This window comes from Rhizobium leguminosarum bv. viciae (assembly GCF_012276115.1).
Taxonomy (GTDB): domain Bacteria; phylum Pseudomonadota; class Alphaproteobacteria; order Rhizobiales; family Rhizobiaceae; genus Rhizobium; species Rhizobium leguminosarum_T.
Genome location: NZ_WIEU01000009.1, coordinates 52,622 through 71,190 on the forward strand (window position 1 = coordinate 52,622; position 18,569 = coordinate 71,190).

Consider the following 18,569-nt stretch of genomic DNA (forward strand, 5'->3'; position numbering starts at 1 on the left):
TATCAGGTATCGCTGGTCGGCGCCTTGTCGGCAATAGTGATTCCCGCCTGCACCAGTATATTACCGCCAGCCGTGGTCGTCGCTATGATTCCGTCGGAATAAACCTTAACGGATTCGATGGTGCCTTTGACGGTGCCGTCGGCGCTTTCCATGTATTTGCCGACGTAGCTGCTGGCCTGGGTGAGGCTCGAGCTTGCGAGCAGCGTGTCCAGCTTGGTGTTGGTCTGGATCGTCTGCTCGACCTGCGAGAAGCTCGCCAGCTGCGACATCTGCTCGCTGGCGTCGACAGGATCAGTCGGATCCTGGTTCTTCATCTGGGCGATGAGCAGCTGAAGGAAATTGTCGTAGTTCAGCGTCGCCTTCTGCTGGGCCGTGTTCGTTGTGGTCGTCGAACTCGTTTTGGCCACGTTCGATGTTGCATCTACCGCCATGGTGCAATCTCCCTGCGAATCTGCTCGACCATCGTCGGCGGCATTTCGTGGTTGTTGAGGATATTGTCTTCGATCGCGTAGAGGCCGCGGATCGCCTTGAGTGCGTCGAAGGCACGGCCTGTCGAGACGAGCGCATCGATGCGCTTCAGTTCGGCGAGGATTTCCTCGTTCTTGAAGCAGGAGAGCAGCATGGTGATCGACTTGCGGAACAACGCCGTCGAGTGGTCCTTGCCCTCAGGGTTGATGAGGATCATCTGTGCGATGAAATAGAGCTGACGCAACGGCGTCGTGGCGCCTTCCGGCTGGAGGACGTGGTTTTCGAGAAGGAACGTCACATCATTCAGGAATTCCAGCGCGACCTTGCGGTCGACACGCAGGACGGCGCCGTTGATGAAGATTCTTTCTCCGGCTTTCAGAGAAATGCGAAGTGTGCTTTTCATTTAAGTCCATCCCTGATGATGGTGGTAACGTCGATAATGCCTTGGTAGTTATTAGACTGACGTTTTCTGATCCTGTCGCATTCCTTCAATATCCAGATCGCGATCGAGATGAGGTTGGCCCTGAGCCCGATCTCCAGCTGGTTGTCGGGATGTTTGAGATCCTCGATGAAGCTGATCCAGACCCGGCGGGTATAAAACAGGGCTTCAATGGCTTCCCGGCCGTATTTTTCCTTTTCGCGCGCCGCCGCCAGCAGATCTATGGACCGGTCAAGAACCTGCCATTCCCGCTCTTTCGCGTCGGCCACCGAGTCCTGCATGACTTCGGCATATGAGAACTGATACATTCATGCATCCTTCTTTATTGCGCGCCTTTGCTCATCAAAGGTAGTTTACTAGACTCAACTGCTGGATCTTCGAGACGATCGTGTAAGCGGTTTCAAGCTGCGTTTCCAAAGTCTTGACGAGCGTCGAGGCTTCGTAAGGATCGACACCCTGCAGATCGACGAGCTTGTTCTTGATGATGTTCGATTGAGCGTCGAGAGCGTCGTTGGATTTCTTGACGCGCTCTTGGGAAAGGCCGAGCTGGCTTGCTTGGGTCACGAGGCCGCTGGTCGCCTTCGTCGTGTAGCTGATCGCCTGCTTGGAGACCGTGCTCATCGCATCGCTGCTGAGGCCCTGGCCCAACAGTGCCGAGGTCATCACCGAGGCGAGCGCGAAGTAACGCATGCCCTCGGAATTGGCATTGGTCGAGGATTCGATCACTTCGGAGTTGCTGATGCGGCTCGTCATGTTCTGGTTCGATGCCTGCGACCAACCGGTCGTCGGGTCGGTCCAGGCTGCCTGGTTGAACATTGGCTCCACCGTCGTGGTGATGAAGGTGCTCATTTCGGCGCCGGTCAGGTCCTTGACCGCCTTCGGTGGGACAAGAGCTGCGGCGTAGGCATTCAACTGCGTGACGATGGCGGCACTCGTCGCGGCCGTCTTGTCGGTCAGCGGCTGCACATCGGTGTTGATGCCCGAGAACAGATATTCGCCGTTTACCATGGTGTTGGCCGTATCCATCATCGTGGAGAGGGCGCTGGTCGCCGATTGAATGGCGACGGTGATGCTGCCTGGGTCGTGGCTGCCCTGAAGCGCCGTCAGCTTCGAAACGAGGCCGTCGCCGACGTCCTTCATCTTGGAAAGGCCGAGCTGCGAGGATTCCATGCGCGCAGTGACAAGCGAGTTACTAGATTTGATCGAGGCTATTCTGTCGACCTCGCGGCTGAAGTCCACGCTCCTGGCGGCGTTGCCGCCGAGCGAGACACCGATATCGGCATAGACTCCCGTCGTCGCTTCCATCGTCGCCTTCGTCATCTGGTTCTGCGCCTGACGGATCGTCAACCGCATCGCATTCTGAATGGCCGAACTTGAAATAAATGAGCTCTTCATGGCTTAACTCGCAATATCCAGCAATGACTTCAACATTTCGTCAACGGCGTTCAGGATCTTGGTCGCCGCCTTATAGGACTGCTCTATGTCGAGGAGCAGCGTCAGCTCCTCGTCGAGGTTGACGCCCGTCTCGTTGGAATAGGCTTCGTCGGAGCGTGACAGCGCCGCCGAGGTATTTTCCGCCGCCGTCGTGGCATTGCTGCGGTACTGCTCGAGCCAGCCGAGGGAATTTGTGGCGAATTCCATGATGCTGACGTTCGAATCGATGCCTGTCGTGGCGTCGAAACCGACCGTCGGCGCTGCCGGGTCGAAATCGATGTCGGCGCCCAATGCGGTATAGAGGCGATCGAGTTCAGTCGTATAACCGCTGGCGCCTGACGTGTTCAGGACGAGGCCGGTCAAGTTGATGCCACCATCGCGCAGGCGCATCGGATCGCCGCCTTGCGAGGTGATGACGCGACTGCTGACCGTGATGGTCGCCGCCATGCCGGCAACCGCGGTGGCGCCGGTATCGACCGTGCCGCCGCTCCAGGTGAAGAGGCCAGGCACATAGGCCGGGCCGACTGCCGTGTTCTGCTCCTTGAAGAGAGAGACCAGGCCGCGGGCGACTTCGTCAAGCTGCTTCTGGAAATTGGGGGCGATTTCGTCGCGCACTTGGAGGAGAGACTGAAGGCTTCCCTGCCCCGTCGTCGTCGATCCGCTGCCGCGCGGAAGTGCCACGCCGTCAACATAGACCGAATTGCCGGCGATGGTCGCGGTATAGACGTCCTGAGACTTGAACGTCACCTTGCGCGGGATTGTCTCGAAGAGGATCGTCCCGTCAGACGTGCTCAGCACCATGTCGTTATTATCGCGCGTCGTTGTGTTGACACCGACGATCTGCGAAATCTGCTTGAGAGCCTTTTCACGCTCGTCGAGGGCGCCGGATGCATCCGCACCCGAGGCCGTGGCGGTCTTCACCGCATTGTTGGCCTTCTCGAAGTCACTGAGAAGCGTATTCAGCTTATCGACGTCGGTGGCGATCTGCTTGTCGGCGGTGGCGCGGACGTTCTGAACGGATTGCGAGGCATTGTTCAGCGAGTTGGCGACGTCCTGCGCGGCGGTGATGGCGCCCTGAGCGGCGACGGTGCTGCCCGGCGTCGTGCGGAATGCCTGAAGCTTCTGCTGGAAAACACCGAGATAGGTGGATGGCGACGTTTCGTAGTCGTTGCCACCCACGATCGACTTGAGGTCCTCAAGACCGCCGAGCAATGCCTGCTGGGCACTGTCCTGAGAGGATGTCTTCAGGTATTGGCGCAGCAGCGCCTCTTCCTGCGCCCGATCTATCTTGACGACCTGCGCGCCATTCAAGGACGTGGTGAGCATCGCCTGCCGGCGCACGTAATCTTTGTTGCCCGCATTCGAGATATTGTTCGATACGACACTGCTTTGAGTGCCCGTATTGTTGAATATGTTCTGCGCGGTATTAAGTGCTGACGTGAGCGACATGGCTTACCCGGTACCTTGATTATCTCTTGAGGTTGACGAGAACGTCCATAATGTCGGATCCCGTCTGGAACACCTTGGAATTGGCGGTATAGCTGCGCTGCGATTCAATCATCTCGGTCAGCTCGCCGGCGAGGTCGACGTTCGAGCCTTCGAGAGCGCCTGATTTGATCGTGCCGAGACCATTGGTCTGCGGGAAGCCGGTGACGGTGACGCCAGACTGGCCGTTGGCGCTGTAGACGTTGCCGCTCATCAGCGTCAGCTTGTCGGGGCTTGCGACATTGGCCAGCGGAATGCGATAGAGCGGCTTAGTGCTGCCGTCTTCGTATTTCGCGTAGACGATGCCGTCGCCGTCAACCGTAACGTCCTTGACCGGGGTCGCTGCCTGGCCGTTCGGCGTACCGGTACCGGAGAAATCGGCACCGAGCTGTGTGAAGGCGGAGAAATCCATGGCAATCGTCTGGCCAGTCACCGGATCGACGATGTTAACGGCGCCGGTCGAGGTCATTTTGCCATCGCGGTCGAAGGTGAGCGCTCCGGTGCCGACAGCGGCGGTGGAGTAAGGGAAGGAGGTCGCGCCGCCGACCGCAGCATCGGCGTTGCGGAACATCGCCACTTCCCAGGTGGCAGCGGTAGCAGGAGGTGCCGGCGGCGGCGCTGCCGCGACTGAGGACTTGGTGAAGTAGAAATCGTACATCACCTTGTTGCCGAGACGGTCGTAGGCGACCATCGAGACCTTCTTGGTATCGGTCGTCGTCGTGGCGAGGTTGGCGCTTGGAGCCGTCGCGGGAGCGACCGGCGCGATCTTGGCGTTGGAATCGAGGTTGCCCTTGAAGATACCTGAGGTCGAGGCGATGGCGGTCAGACCATCCTGGTTGACATTGACGGGAACGAGGCCATCGAAGCCGTTGACGACGACGGCAGGAGCGCCGGAATCGTAGGAATAGCCCATCAGCATGAAGCCGGCGGCGTTGACGAGATTGCCTTCGTCGTCCTTGGTGAAGTCGCCGGCGCGGGTCAGAACCGGGGTGCCGTCAGGCCCCTGGACGATGAAGAAGCCGTCGCCTGAGATTGCAAGGTCGGTGCTCGACGTGGTGTAGGAAATATCGCCCTGGTCGGAGACGGCCTGGCGGACGGAGGTCTGAACACCGCCGGAATTGTAATTGCCGCCCGAGGAGGGCAGAACCAGCGACGAGAAGCTCGTCGACACAGCCTTGTAACCGGTGGTGTTAACGTTGGCGATGTTGTCGGCGACGGTGCTGAGGCGGTTGGCCTGAGCGTTCATCCCCGATACTGCCGTCTTCATGCTGCCGAAAATGCTCATCTGAAAACCTCGTTTTACCTGTTATGCAGGAGAGTATTTGTCGGGCCTTGCGTGAAGCTGTCTGTCATGTGAGCTGCGAGGCCAATATTGACGTTCAGCCGGGCGCCGCCGCCCGGCCGAGAAAATCATGCCCAATCGATGCAGTAACCAAGGAAGCGCTTGGAATCGACCGGGTCGACGCCGAGCTTTTTGCGCAGCTTCTTGCGCAGCTTCGAGATGTGGCTTTCGACGACGTTCTCCTCGACCTCTTCATCGAAGATGCCGTAGATGGCGTTGAAGATCTGGGTCTTGGTGACCCGGCGACCGCGATTGGCGATCAAATATTCGAGAATGCGGCGCTCGCGCCGGGGAAGTGCGAAGACTTCGCCGTTGATCTCGGGGTCACGACCATCCGAGAAGACGCGGATCCCGCCGATCTCGGTGTAGTTGGTGATCGCCTTCAGCCGGCGCCGGATCGCAGCCGCCCTTGCGAGGATTTCGCGGGGATGCACCGGTTTGCGCACCACGTCGTCGACGCCGCAATCGAAAAGCGCAAGAGTGTTTTCGAGCGAGTGCTGGTCGCTGACCGCAATCACCGGCGCCATCGACCGATCCCGGATCGCCCGGGGCAGTTCGAAGTTGCGCTGGCCCTGACCGATCAGAAAGGCCTCGACTGCAGCTATATCGGAATCGGCGGCGGTCTGCACCCACTCGCCAAATTCCGCTGGATCAAAGCCGGTGGAGGGAATGCCCTCACGACCGAACAGAGATGTGTATCCATCTTTCACGAGCTCACGCTCATCAACCACTACGATCATTCGTCCGCCTCCGAATCAGTGTGGCACTTCGATGATCTATGGGTACGAATCGCGCGAATCCGCGACAACTCGTTAAAGTTAATGGCAGAAACTAATAATTGATTAAGATTTTGGTAGCGATTTGATCTATATCTAGTGGGTACGCCTGATTATGCACACCAAAATTTCGTGGAAAAGTTAACGGTCGGTTAAATATGACTTGCGCACGAGATTCATGCCGGATTCCTGCCACATTGTGACACAGTTTCGTCACAATACGCCGCTTCCATCTTTGGTTGAATCAATTTCGGCAAAAGTTACTCGCATTGAGAGTCCACTTGCCATAGCCGGTGGCGACGAGATTGGAGATGACGCGGCAGACATATTGCTTCTGCGCCGGATTGTTGTTGGGTCCGGCATGGTATCTGGCTACCGCCATCGTCCATGTCTCGTGACGGTCATGCAGATTGCGGAGGAATTTTGCCGCATACTCGACGTTGCGATGCGGGTCGAACATCTCCTCGGCGGAGCGGAAATTCTCGCCGTGAAAGTAATGGTTGATCTGCATGCAGCCGATGTCGATGAGCTTGGCGCCGCTGCTGCGGGCGACATCGAACTGCCGCATCGCGTCCTGCTCCGAGGGCGGAAAGATCGCCTTGCCTTCGACGTTCATGGCGTAGGGATAGAGCGAGCCCTTGCGGCCGGTCTCCGTCAGCCCAACCGAATAGAGGATGCCTTCCGGGATGCCGTATTTGGCAGCTGCCGACTGGATCTCGCGTTCGCAGGCGCCGGTGGAGGCGATCGCCTCAGAGGTAAACGCCGCCAGTGCCGCTGCTGCCGCCAGAACGAGCATCTTCAACACTGGTATCGCCTGCGCCATTAAAGCCTCCGTCCGTCCGCTGTGCCGTCTGATTTTGGCGCTCGCGCGCCTCACCGCCCTGCCCCTGCTGGGGGAGCGACTGCTGCTGGGAGGCCTGGCCCTGATTGCCGGCGTCGGGACGCTCGACCGGCGCCATGCTGATGGTGACGTTTTCGACGGCGTAACCCTGGCTGCGCAGAGCTTCGAGAATCTTGCCGTGATCTTCCTTCATTTGACGATAGGCCGCTCCGGTATCGACCTTGAGGTCGATGTTCAGCGCGTCGCCGGACAGGCGCATGGTCGCCGTCACCAGGCCGAGATCGAGCGGGTTCATCTGGATCTTCAACGTATTGACCACCTTGCCGGTGCTCGTCCATTCCGCCGCGTTGGAGAGCGCCGAGCTCGGCTCCATGGCGCGCGCCCATTCGGAATCGCCGGAGAGAGCGGCGGTGACGGCGGCGGAATTCGTATTCTGCATCAGGCCGATATAGCGGCGCGATTCGAGCACCGAAACGTTTTCGACATCGGCCTTCTTCGAGCCATCTTTCGGCCCGGCCTGATCCGTGCCGATGTGGACATCCATCGACACGCCGCGGCCATCGGCGCGGCTCAACCTGAATGTCTTGCCATCGGCGGCTTCGGCAGTCTCCGATCCGGGGACCTTGATGTCATCCGCCTTGCCGCTCTCAACGTTGCCGCTGACCGCGGCAAGAGCGTCGGACGCATGGCCGCCCGCCTTGGCTTCGATACCATCGAGTTTCTTGTCGCCCGCTCCAGCCTCGTCGACCTTGACGGAGACATGATGCGCGGTGGTCGCCGGCAAAGTCACGGTCCCGTCGGCAGGCTCCTGCTTCAGCAGACCCAGAACATCGGAAATGCCGCCATCATCATCGTCGCTGACCTTGTCCGTATCGGTTTCCAGCGCGGCGGCCTTGGTGTGTTTGCCGCCCTTGGCTGCCGGAGCGACCTCGTCTGCGGGACTGTCCTTCGGATCGAGCTTGCCGAAGGCGAGATCGGCCGGCATTTTGACCTCAGCCTTTACCGCCTTTGTCGTGGCCTTTTCAACACTGGCAGTCGTTTCCGGCTGCACCTCGGCCTGTGCTTTCAGCGCGGCGTCGCCGAGGTCAATCAACGGCTTTGCACTGCTGCGGCCGCGGATCGTCCGCGCCACTTTCTCGGCGCCGCCATCGGCAGCCACGCCCTGATCCGGCTGCGCATCGTCGGGCTCGTCATTGACGGCATCGCTGCCTGCCTTGGCAAGCGCGTCGAAGAAGCCGCTCTTTTGGCCGTCTGCATCACCTTTTCCGGCCAGTCGCGCGGATTTCGCAACCGCGGCCGTCTCCGTACCGGAGGCTCCGCCCGAGACGCTTATATCCATCATTGTTCGTTGCCTTCTTGCGCCAGAAGACCATCGATCTCGTCGAGCTTGGATCGATTGGTCGTCACAAATGCGTTGAATGAGGGGTCGGTATCCTGGCTTTGGCCAGTCGATGCCACACCTCCCGGAACAGGCTCGGGAAGCGCGCCTGGCGCTCCCGATTGCGTGGCTATCGCCGCAGCCTTTTCAGAAGTGATTTCTTGATGATCAGTGTTAGGATTGGAGGCTTGCGTCAAGCTTGCCGGGTCGGGAGCGCGCAGGATCTGCTCGGCAACGGATCGCGCCGCCTCCTGCAGCGCCTGATCCCGCCGCGACAGCGCGTTGCCGTCGATGCCGCTGACATTCTTTGCTGCCTGATCGATATCCTTCGTGGGAAGGCCGGCCATGCCGCCATAGAAATCCGCGAGCGGACCGAAAGCATTGTCGGTGTCGCCGCCAAGCGACTGCACGCGTCCGACCGCCATGCGCGCCAGCTCTGGCTTGCCTGATATCGCGGCGGCGCGGGCAATGCGCAGATAAACCTCGCGTTGGCGCGGTGCGTCCATGAAGGACAGGATGTCGATGACATCCTGCGGTTTCACGTCGTGATCGTGGCCGACGACGAGGGTGACAAAAAGATCGGCGAACTGGCTGGCATAGGGCGAATGCAGGAATCGTCTGACATAACGCTGCGAATAGGCCATTCCCCTGTCGAGCATCCCCTTGTCGACGCAAATGGCGAGTGAGCGGCGCAACGCCGCCTCCTCGACGATCGTGCCCGGGGCGGCAAGACGCGCCTGGTCGTAAAGATCCAGCGCGTCTGTCGGTTTCGTCGCGATCAGCACGTTGCCGCCGATCAGCGCAAGGTAGGGGCCGATCTTCTTGTCGCGATATTCCCTGGCCGTCTCCTGCAACGTCTTGGCGACGAGGAGGCCCTTGCCGCTCAAATATTTGCGCAGCACGTCGGTGACACGGTTGTCGAAATAGCCGTTGACGTCGTGGGCGATCAGATATTCGAGCGTCTGGGGATTGCCGCCGCTCATCGTGTAGATCAGCGCTGCGTCGACATTGCGGTCGTCGTCGAAGATCGACGGTTCGACGGTGCGCAGCCGCGTGTCGATCGTGCCCAGCATGAAGCGCTGCATCTCACCGGCCGAATGATCACCGGTAACGACGGAATCCTGCACGAATTGCAGCGACCGCAGCATTTTGTAGGGCGCGAGATCGTCCGGATCCTGCGCATTGGCTGCGGCCGGCGAAAGCATCGCCAGGCCGAGAGCCACAAATCCGACGTAGCGATGCTGCCGACGCGCCATTCGACTATCCTTGATCCGCCTGCACCAGAATCTCGATCCGGCGGTTGGTCGCGTTGAACGGGTCAGACGGCAGCTTCAGCCGACGGTCGGCAAAGCCGGAGACCTGGGAGATGCGTTTCTCGTCGAGCCCGCCGCGCACAAGCATGTAGTAGGCGCTCTGAGCGCGGTCCATCGAAAGCCGCCAGTTCTCGTTCTGGGTGCCCTTATACTGGCGACCGTCCGTGTGGCCACGGATGGCAACCGCACCACCCCTCTCCTTCAGGATCGCGCCGATCTTTTCCATGGCGAGCACCATTTCCTGGCGCGGAACCGCAGAACCAATATTGAACATTGAATCGTCGGCCTGGTCGGAGATGCTGACCAGCAATCCGCCTTCGGACGCCGTCACGGTCAGGCCTTCGGCGAGCTTGCCGGCAACGCCGCCGATCTGCTGGGCGATCTGCGCCTGCAACTGCTCGGCTTCCTTCTGCTGCTTCTGCTCGGTCTCGGCGGCACTCTTGTCCGCATCCTTCTGATGATCCGCGTCTTTCTGAGCTTCGGCCTTCTTGTCCTCGGTCGACTTCCCACCTGGCGTTTTGCCGTCCTTGGCCTCGGCCGCGCCCTTGGTTTCCTTCGTTTCCTTGGTTTCCTGGGCGGGCTTCTGATCGGTGGTCAGCGGTATCGGCTTGGCGTCCTCAAGCTTGGCGATCTCGGTCGTCTCGCTCTCGACCGCCTGCTCGTCGCTCTTGCCGGGCGGCAACGGCTTGCCGGCCGTCGTGACCTCGACCTGCTTCGTCCAGAAATCCGGATCGAAGGGATCTCGATAGGCCTCGCCGCCATCGGCGCCGGTGGCCGGACCGGAATCGGCGGCACCGCCATCGCCCTTTGCGCTGACATTGGCCTGCTGGCCGACTTCCTGCGCGATCTCGGCAAGAACCGAATAAGGGTTTTCGAAGAAATCGGCCTCGGAATAATTGGTTTGGTCGCCGGAGGTCGATGTCTGGTCGTCACCATCCGCCGCGGCCTTGCCGTCGTTCGGATCTTCTTCCTTCTGTTTCGACTTCTCCTGCTTCTCCTCACCCTCGGCATTGTCGACGGGCTTCTTCAGGCCCTTCTCGGTCGGCTTTTCGTCGGAAAGTTTGATCGGATTGAAATAGGTCGCGACCGAGGCCTTGGTCTCCTCGTTGGCGGCATTGACCAGCCACATGACCAGGAAGAATGCCATCATCGCCGTCATGAAGTCGGCATAGGCAATTTTCCACGCACCGCCATGGGCGCCATCGTGATCACCGCCGCCATGTCTCTTGACGATGATGATCTCGTTCTTGCCGTGGTGGTGGTTTTCGCCTTCGCTCATTCCAGAACTTTCTTCAAGCTGGCCGCCCAGGCGGACATACGGGTGACGATGACGGAATCACCGATTTCTATGGCAAGATCGATATCGTCGGTCTCAAAGTGGCGAACCGCGCCTGCATGTTCGCCGAGCTCGGCCTTCAATATGTCGAAAAGCCGGGTCGGGCCCCTGACGACGATCGCTCCGGCCGCGCCTTCGAGGATCGCATCACGCAGCAGGGCGGCGAGGCTTTCGGCAGCCTTGGCGGCGAGCGCTTGCGTCATCACAGGCGCGATGACTAGGGCAGCGCCGGCGCTGACCAGCTGAGCGACCTCTTCGGCAATATCGCGGATGCGGGATGCAATGACCGCCGCAGCCTCGACTTCGTAACGCAGCTTCAGTTCCTCGAGTTCACGCGCATGGACCTCCGCCAGCGTCCGCGCCTCGCGTTCGTATTTCTCGGTCAATTCCACGGTCGCTGCGGCATGACCTTCCGCATAGGCTTCGCGGCGCTCCGCCTCGACGTCGATCGCCGGTTCGCTCGGCATTTCGGGGAAATCGTCGCCGCCGAAATCGTTCATGTCGAGGATCGGCGCTGACGATTCCGGTTCACCGAAATCCTTCAAGTACCGGGAAAGCGTAATGCTCATAAAAAACCATCCAGCATTCGGGAGGCATGCGGCATGCCCGCCCCCGCTCAAAGTGACCCCGGCATCCCCTTCGGAACGGGCAAGGGGCTGACCCTGCGCCGGCACGGATTCGGACGATGCCTTCATGCCGGAAACTAGGCAGTCAAACTTGCGCGAGGATGAATGGCGCCGCCGCCACCCGTGATCGCGCCCACTCCTATTCCAGCAGGATCAGGATCTTGCTTGCGGCCGTATTGAGGATCGAGATTGCTTCGACGGCCATCTGCTTCTGGGTCTCGATCGCCTTCTGCCGGATCGAAGCCTCGTCCATGTCGGTGTCGACGAGCGCGCCGACGCTCTTGTCGATCGAATCGGCCAGATCGGCGGTATAGTCGATCTGATCGTCGATGCGCGTCTTCATCACGCCGATGGAAGCAGCCGTCGTCGTCAGCGAGGCGAGCAGCGCGTCGGTCACGTCAAGCATGTCGGTCAGTTGCGCATCGGTCGTGTTGCCGTCGATCGCGATTTCCGTGCCCGTCGCCGGCGTGGTCGAGTCGGCGTCCAGCAGATAATAATTGCGGGCCGTTGCGCCACTGTTATTGATGGCATTGGCGTCGACCGACTTGGTCAGCAGGCCGCCGCCCGCATTGTTTTTGTCGATGAGGATAGTCTGCGACGATGGGAAATCGATGGTCTGGGCCTGATATTCGCCGGTCGGAGCGCGCACGAAACCAGAGATAACCTGCCATGTCGGCGGCGCAGCGGTGTCGCCGTTCAACAGCCAGTTTTCACCTGCAAACGATGTCGATTCGACGATCGTCTGCAGTTGCTCCTTGTATTCGCTGATCTCGGCGTTGATCTTTTCCTTGTCGGCGCCTGGCTCTCTTGCAGAAACCAGCTTGGCGCGAATCTGGCTTAAGAGATCGATCGAGGAGGTCATTGCCGTGTAAGTCGCATCGACCTTGGCAGCGCCGAGACCGAGCGCATCTCCGATCGTTCCGAGATTGGTGCTGTCCGAGCGCATGACGGTCGCGACCGACCAATAGGACGCATCGTCGGCAGCCGTCTCGATACGATATCCCGAGGACACCTGCTGCTGGGTCTGGTTGGCTTCTTTGTTGATGCTGCGCAGCACCGCAAGCGCATTCACCGCGGCCGCGTTGGTAATCTTAACGGTCATCGACAGGTCTCGGAATCGGGGTGAAAGGGCAGGCCGGATTGCCGGCGGCGACTGAGGTGGCATCATGCCTCCGGCAGGGTTTCCGCCGGTGTGTCGCAAAAGCAAATCAACTCGAGGCAAAGTTAGCTCGTTACCAACCTGTTAGGCAAGTGCGCAGCACTGAGCCTGACGCAGCCATCGCAATTCCGACCAAAGCATTGATATAAAAGAAAGAACCGCGCCATTTCGGGCACGGTCCGGGATGCTTTGCGCTTCTTGCCAGACGACGGCGCAAGATTGGGTCCAGCTTCAGCGCCCGATTTAGCTGCGGAACAGCGTGAGGATGTTCTGCGCGCTGGAGTTGGCAATCGACAGCGACTGGATGGCTAGCTGCTGCTGGGTTTGCAGCGCCGTCAGCTTGCTCGATTCCTCTTCCATGTCGGCATCGACGAGGCGGCCGACGCCCGATTCGATCGAGTCGCTGAGTGCGCCGACGAAGTTTTCCTGCAGCTCGATGCGTGTGGAAATCGAGCCGAGCTGCGATGCAGCCTTGGTCATCGCCTCCAGGCCGGCCTCGATCGACGTCAGGGCCATGGAGATCTCAGCCGAGCCGAAAGTGCTGATGTCCATCGAGTAGATCGAGCCGATCGTACCGTATGATGTGCCGATGATGCCGGTGCTCGTGTCGATCACGCCGGCCGAGGTCATGCCGAAGAGGACGTTGCCCGTGGAGCTCGTGTCCAGGACATAATCCGTCGTCTTGACCGAGACATTGCCGTTGCCGTCGCGGACGAAGGTGGAAACGACGCTCTTGGTGCCGTCGACGCCGGCAACCCAGTTTTCACCGGAGAAGGAAGCCGACTGCGCGATGCTCAGGAGCTGCTGCTGCAGCTGGCTGATCTCCTCCTGGACCTTGGTCTTGTCGACGCCGTTTTCAGTCGCGGCGACGATCTTCGCCTTGATTTCGCTGATGACATCGATGGCGCTGTCCATGGCAGAGTAAGCGGTGTCGACCTTGGCGGCGCCGAGGCCGAGAGCGTCGGAAACAGCCCCGAGAGCCTTGTTGTCCGAACGCATGGTCGTTGCGATCGACCAGTAGGCGGCGTTATCGGCTGCCTTTTCGACGCGGTAACCCGACGATACGTGGTTCTGCGTCGTCTCAAGGCTGTCGTTGATTCCGCGAAGTGTCTGAAGAGCGGCCATCGCCGCGACGTTCGTCAAAATGCTGGTCATGAAATGATTGCCCCTTGTCGGCAGATGGAAAAAAGGGACATTCCGGAAAGCTACCGGGAACGGGAAGCAGCTTCATGCCTGTTAACCGGTTCTTAAATTTGGTTAACTCTCCGTCTCGTTGACCGCAGAAGACAGCATTATGGTTAATCATTGGTTAATAGAAATTAAAAAGCCGCGCTCCATCGAAGCGCGGCTCTATTCCTGGATGCCCGCCGGAGACCGGCGGGCCGATGTTTCTGCGGGTTATTAGCCGCGGAACAGCGTGAGGATGTTCTGCGAAGAAGAGTTCGCAATCGACAGCGACTGGATCGCCAGCTGCTGCTGGGTCTGCAGGGCGCTGAGCTTGGAGGACTCTTCTTCCATGTTGGCATCAACAAGGCGGCCGACACCGGAGTCGATCGAGTCGCTGAGCGCGTTGACAAAGTTTTCCTGCAGCTCGATACGCTTGGAGATCGAGCCGAGAGCAGCGCCGGCGCTGGTCATGGCCTTCAGAGCCGATTCAACGTTGGTCAAAGCCGACTGAATCTGGCCGAGCGTGAAGGTGGTGATGCTCATCGCGAAGACCGAGCCGACCGCACCATTCGAAGTTCCGAGGATACCCGTGGAGGTTTCAACCGCGCCGGTAGTGGTCATGCCGAACAGGACGTTGCCCATGGAGCCGTTCGAAAGAGCATAGTCGGTCGTCTTGACCGAAACGGCGTTGGAGGCGTCGCGGACGAAGGTGGAAACAACGCTCTTGGTACCGGTTGCGCCAGCAACCCAGTTTTCACCCGAGAACGAGGCCGACTGAGCGATGCTCAGGAGCTGCTGCTGCAACTGGCTGATTTCTTCCTGAACCTTGGCCTTGTCGACGCCGTTTTCAGTTGCGGCAACGAGCTTGGCCTTGATGTCACCGACGACGTCGATGGCGCTGTCCATTGCGGAGTAAGCGGTGTCGACCTTGGCGGCACCAAGACCGAGAGCGTCGGAAACAGCCGAGAGCGCCTTGTTGTCCGAGCGCATGGTCGTTGCGATCGACCAGTAAGCCGCGTTGTCGGAAGCCTTGCCGACGCGATAGCCGGACGAAACGTGAGACTGGGTTTCCTGGAGACCCTGGTTGATGCCGCGGAGAGTCTGGAGAGCTGCCATTGCAGCGTTATTGGTATTGATGCTCGTCATAGTTTGCTTGCCCCTTGTTGGCAGATTTTAAGAAGGGACATTCCGGATTTTCGGCCGGCCCACAGCGATCAGCATCATGCCTGTTAACCATTCCTGTTAGGATTAACTCGCCGTTTCGATGGGCCTAGATGACAGCAAGATGGTTAAGGAAAGCTAAATTCAAATTGGAAATATCGTAAAAATATCTGATACTTAGGAGGATTTTCATTAACCTTATATTAAAACATTTCGCGGCCGGGCATGACCCGGCCGCGAAACTTGGAAGTCTTGTGGGCTGGTCCTAGCGGAACAGCGACAGGATGTTCTGCGAAGAGGAGTTCGCAATCGACAGCGACTGGATCGCCAGCTGCTGCTGGGTCTGCAGGGCGCTGAGCTTGGAGGATTCTTCTTCCATGTTGGCGTCAACGAGACGGCCGACACCGGAGTCGATCGAGTCGCTGAGCGCGTTGACGAAGTCGTCCTGGCTGTCGATACGCTTGGAGAGCGAGCCGAGAGCAGCGCCGGCGCTGGTCATGGCCTTCAGAGCCGATTCAACGTTGGTCAAAGCCGTCTGGATCTGGCCGGCGGTGAAGTTGGTGATGCTCATCGAGTAGATCGAACCGGTCGCGCCCGACGAGGTGCCGAGGATACCCGTGGAGGTTTCAACCGCGCCGGCAGTGGTCATGCCGAACAGGACGTTGCCGAGCGAACCGCTCGATAGAGCATAGTCGGTCGTCTTGATCGAAACGGCGTTGGAGCCGTCGCGGACGAAGGAGGAAACAACGCTCTTGGTGCCGGTTGCGCCAGCAACCCAGTTTTCACCGTTGAAGGAAGCCGACTGAGCGATACTCAGGAGCTGCTGCTGCAGCTGACCGATTTCTTCCTGGACCTTGGCCTTGTCGACGCCGTTTTCAGTTGCGGCAACGAGCTTGGCCTTGATGTCGCCGACGACGTCGATGGCGCTGTCCATTGCGGTGTAGGCGGTATCGACCTTGGCAGCGCCTACGCCGAGAGCGTCGGAAACAGCCGAGAGAGCCTTGTTGTCCGAACGCATGGTCGTTGCGATCGACCAGTAAGCGGCGTTGTCAGAAGCCTTTTCGACGCGATAACCCGACGAAACGTGGTTCTGCGTCTGGTTGAGGCCCTGGTTGACGGCCCGCAGCGTCTGGAGAGCGGCCATTGCGGAAGAATTGGTGTTAATGCTTGTCATAAGTCTGTCCCCTGGAAAACAAGATACAAAAAGGAGGACATACCGGACTATAGTACCGGCGATGACGGACCAGCTTCATGCTACTCGGCGCCTTTTTGTTTGGCCCAAACCCGTCATGTCCAGGGCAATTTCGCAGCCAATGCTTGCCAACTTCTTAAAAATACAGACCCTGGGCCGGCTCCTTGCAAGGCATAGTTAATGCCTTCTCACAAGGCTTAGTTAATGCCTGCTGAAGATAATTTTGGCATCCGAAAGGTGCGCTTTCCTGGGACAGTCGAAGGCTTTCCGGACAAAGCAGGCGCTCATCGCGCCACCGGTTTCAAGCAAGCTTCGAATGCCAGTGTGGCGGATGCCGGGATAGCATCATCGGACCGACCCCGTTTTTGGGAGGACGAGCCATGCGCGCTTCGGCGATCGACAGCCATGCCAGAACATTTCCTTCACGGAGTTGAGTTTTGAACAGCAAAGTTTCGTTCTCTGCGGCATCCAAGGATTACCAGATGGGCCGCTACACACAGTCCTTGGCGACGCTCAACCAGTTGATGGATATCCAGCAGGACGCCAAGACCTATGCGTTGCTGGCCAAAAACCTCGTGCAACTCGGCTTCAAGGCCGATGCCGCGAAAGCCTATGGCCTGGCCGGCAACTGCGAAGGACCGAACGCCTACGAATACCAGAAACAGGCTGCCAAGCTGCACTACGAGACCGGCAGCGAGGACGACGCCCTGCTGATCGCCATGCGGAACCTCAGCAAGGCCCAGGAAGACCCGGAACTCGCCTTCATCATCACCGCGATCTATCTGAAGCGCCAGCAGCGGGATATCATCCGGCCGTTCAAGACGGTGCTGTCGGAGAGCCAAAATCCCGATCATATGCGCCTGGCAGCCCTGCTGCTGAGCGACGATCTGCACGACGCAACCAACCAGGCCCTTGCGCGCAACCTCTTCAAGCGTTTTCCCGGCAATCTCGCATTCCGCTTCCTTCATCTTGTTTTCGCCCGCGAATTCAACGAGTTCGAAGAGGCAAGCAAGCATCAGGCAGTGATCGACGCCACTCTTGCAAAGGGCGATGTCGAGATCCTACGCAAGGACAACCCGTTCTATCATCTGCACTGGTGCGGCAACGAGGATTTCAACCGGTATGCGACGATCGGCACCACGCCCCTCAACCCGGAACGGGTGGCCTTCCGCCGCAGCCAGCCGCACACATGGTCGGACAAGATCCGGATCGGCTACATGTCATCCGACTTCTGGGATCGCCACGCGACGATGAAGCTGTTGCAGCGTATCCTCGAATTGCACGACAAGGACCGGTTCGAGGTAACCCTTTTCTGCCATACCGAACCAGAATTCCTGAAGCACAACGACACCGACCGCAGCCGTTGGGGCAGGATCGTCACAATTCACGGCTTCTCCGACCAGGCGATGCTGGAAGCAGTGCGCAAGCATAATATCGACATCATGGTCGATCTGAAGGGCCATACGTCAGGCAGCCGCGCCACGGCCTTCAACTTGCCGCTGGCGCCGGTGCATGTCGGTTGGCTCGGTTTTCCCGGCAGCACGGTCAATATCGATCTCGACTATGTCATCGGCGACCATTCGGTGCTGCCCGAGGTGGCCAAACCCTTCTACCACGAGAAGTTCTGCCGCCTGCCGGAGAGCTACCAGCCGAACGACCCGATGCATCGCCCGAAGCCACGTGCTGTTACACGCGAGCAGCTCGGCCTGCCTGATGACGCCTTCATCTTCGCGTCCTTCAACGGCAACCGCAAGATCACGCCGGAGACGATCGACAGCTGGTGCCGTATTCTCAAGCGCGCGCCGAACAGCGTGCTCTGGCTGATGGCGAATACGCCGCGCAACCAGGCAAACCTCTTGAAGCAGTTCCAGACGGCGGGCATTTCGCCCAAGCGGATCATCTTCTGCCCGCGCGCCCCTTATGAAGAACATATAGACCGTCAGCAGGCAGCCGACCTCGGCATCGACACCTTCCCGGTCAATGGCCACACGACCACCTCGGAGCAGCTCTGGGGCGGCCTGCCGGTCCTGACCGTCAAGGGCACCAACTTCGCGTCACGCGTCAGCGAGAGCCTGCTCAGGGCCATCGACCTGCCCGATCTCGTTGCGCCCAACCTGCAGGCCTATGAGGATATGGCTGTCGAATTGGCTGAGAACCCCGGGCGGATCGCCGAATACAAAGCGCATCTCAAGGAGAAGCGTTATATCGCGCCGCTCTTCGATGCCGAACGGTTCTGCGACCATCTGGAGCAGGCCTATGAAATCATGGCCAAGCGCGCCAAGCAGGGTCTTGCACCCGATCATATGGACATTCCGGCGCTGCCACCGCGCACGGCGCCGTTCGCGGCCGAGTGAGGCTTTTCGACCACTGCAGCGCCGCGCGTCTTTCAGAGGCGTAAACGACGCTTGGCACCTTGAATTGCTGCACAATGAAAGAACCCGCCGGAGCAATC

Annotated in this window: 17 protein-coding genes; 1 reads left to right on the forward strand and 16 read right to left on the reverse strand. The window is 59.4% G+C overall.

The features are described from left to right. Positions 1–2: 2 nt before the first annotated feature. The 16 genes from flgD to GFM02_RS17390 form a co-directional block, all read right to left on the reverse strand. Complete coding sequence (flgD, locus tag GFM02_RS17315) at positions 3–431, reverse strand: flagellar hook assembly protein FlgD (RefSeq protein ID WP_131664730.1); 429 nt, start codon at positions 429–431, stop codon at positions 3–5. After that, complete coding sequence (gene flbT / locus GFM02_RS17320; RefSeq protein ID WP_003556571.1) at positions 422–871, reverse strand: flagellar biosynthesis repressor FlbT; 450 nt, start codon at positions 869–871, stop codon at positions 422–424. The genes flgD and flbT overlap by 10 nt, the downstream gene beginning before the upstream one ends. Beyond that, a complete protein-coding gene (gene flaF / locus GFM02_RS17325; RefSeq protein WP_003556569.1) occupies positions 868–1,215 on the reverse strand; it encodes a flagellar biosynthesis regulator FlaF in 348 nt (115 codons plus the stop codon). Before flaF ends, flbT begins: the two co-directional genes overlap by 4 nt. Positions 1,216–1,249: 34 nt before the next feature. Next, positions 1,250–2,302 carry a flagellar hook-associated family protein gene (locus GFM02_RS17330; protein WP_168322272.1) on the reverse strand — a complete coding sequence of 351 codons (1,053 nt, stop codon included), beginning with the start codon at positions 2,300–2,302 and terminating at the stop codon, positions 1,250–1,252. A gap of 3 nt (positions 2,303–2,305) precedes the next feature. After that, positions 2,306–3,790: a flagellar hook-associated protein FlgK gene (gene flgK / locus GFM02_RS17335; protein ID WP_168268993.1), complete on the reverse strand. Its 1,485-nt coding sequence runs from the start codon at positions 3,788–3,790 to the stop codon at positions 2,306–2,308. Positions 3,791–3,809: 19 nt separating this feature from the next. Then, complete coding sequence (locus tag GFM02_RS17340) at positions 3,810–5,111, reverse strand: flagellar hook protein FlgE (protein WP_027666401.1); 1,302 nt, start codon at positions 5,109–5,111, stop codon at positions 3,810–3,812. 125 nt (positions 5,112–5,236) lie between these two features. Next, complete coding sequence (gene rem, locus GFM02_RS17345; RefSeq protein ID WP_003545558.1) at positions 5,237–5,908, reverse strand: transcriptional activator Rem; 672 nt, start codon at positions 5,906–5,908, stop codon at positions 5,237–5,239. 280 nt (positions 5,909–6,188) lie between these two features. Continuing rightward, entirely contained in the window at positions 6,189–6,746 is a 558-nt protein-coding gene (locus GFM02_RS17350; RefSeq protein ID WP_025393170.1) for a transglycosylase SLT domain-containing protein, read from the reverse strand. Then, entirely contained in the window at positions 6,694–8,127 is a 1,434-nt protein-coding gene (locus GFM02_RS17355; protein WP_168322273.1) for a flagellar hook-length control protein FliK, read from the reverse strand. Before GFM02_RS17355 ends, GFM02_RS17350 begins: the two co-directional genes overlap by 53 nt. Beyond that, positions 8,124–9,419, reverse strand: coding sequence for a chemotaxis protein MotC (motC, locus tag GFM02_RS17360; protein WP_168322274.1), 1,296 nt, complete (start codon positions 9,417–9,419; stop codon positions 8,124–8,126). The genes GFM02_RS17355 and motC overlap by 4 nt, the downstream gene beginning before the upstream one ends. 4 nt (positions 9,420–9,423) lie before the next feature. Continuing rightward, positions 9,424–10,755: a MotB family protein gene (locus GFM02_RS17365; RefSeq protein WP_168322275.1), complete on the reverse strand. Its 1,332-nt coding sequence runs from the start codon at positions 10,753–10,755 to the stop codon at positions 9,424–9,426. Beyond that, entirely contained in the window at positions 10,752–11,381 is a 630-nt protein-coding gene (locus tag GFM02_RS17370) for a hypothetical protein (RefSeq protein ID WP_168322276.1), read from the reverse strand. The genes GFM02_RS17365 and GFM02_RS17370 overlap by 4 nt, the downstream gene beginning before the upstream one ends. A gap of 196 nt (positions 11,382–11,577) precedes the next feature. Then, on the reverse strand, positions 11,578–12,540 hold the full coding sequence (locus tag GFM02_RS17375) for a flagellin (RefSeq protein WP_168322277.1): 963 nt from the start codon (positions 12,538–12,540) through the stop codon (positions 11,578–11,580). 300 nt (positions 12,541–12,840) lie between these two features. Beyond that, complete coding sequence (locus GFM02_RS17380) at positions 12,841–13,752, reverse strand: flagellin (protein ID WP_168322278.1); 912 nt, start codon at positions 13,750–13,752, stop codon at positions 12,841–12,843. A gap of 246 nt (positions 13,753–13,998) precedes the next feature. After that, positions 13,999–14,910 carry a flagellin gene (locus tag GFM02_RS17385; protein ID WP_168269007.1) on the reverse strand — a complete coding sequence of 304 codons (912 nt, stop codon included), beginning with the start codon at positions 14,908–14,910 and terminating at the stop codon, positions 13,999–14,001. A gap of 280 nt (positions 14,911–15,190) precedes the next feature. Continuing rightward, entirely contained in the window at positions 15,191–16,099 is a 909-nt protein-coding gene (locus GFM02_RS17390; protein ID WP_168269008.1) for a flagellin, read from the reverse strand. 455 nt (positions 16,100–16,554) lie between these two features. Here GFM02_RS17390 and GFM02_RS17395 point away from each other — a divergent pair, with 455 nt between their 5' ends. After that, positions 16,555–18,471, forward strand: a complete 1,917-nt coding sequence (locus GFM02_RS17395; protein ID WP_168322279.1) for a glycosyl transferase — start codon at positions 16,555–16,557, stop codon at positions 18,469–18,471. Positions 18,472–18,569 lie beyond the last annotated feature (98 nt).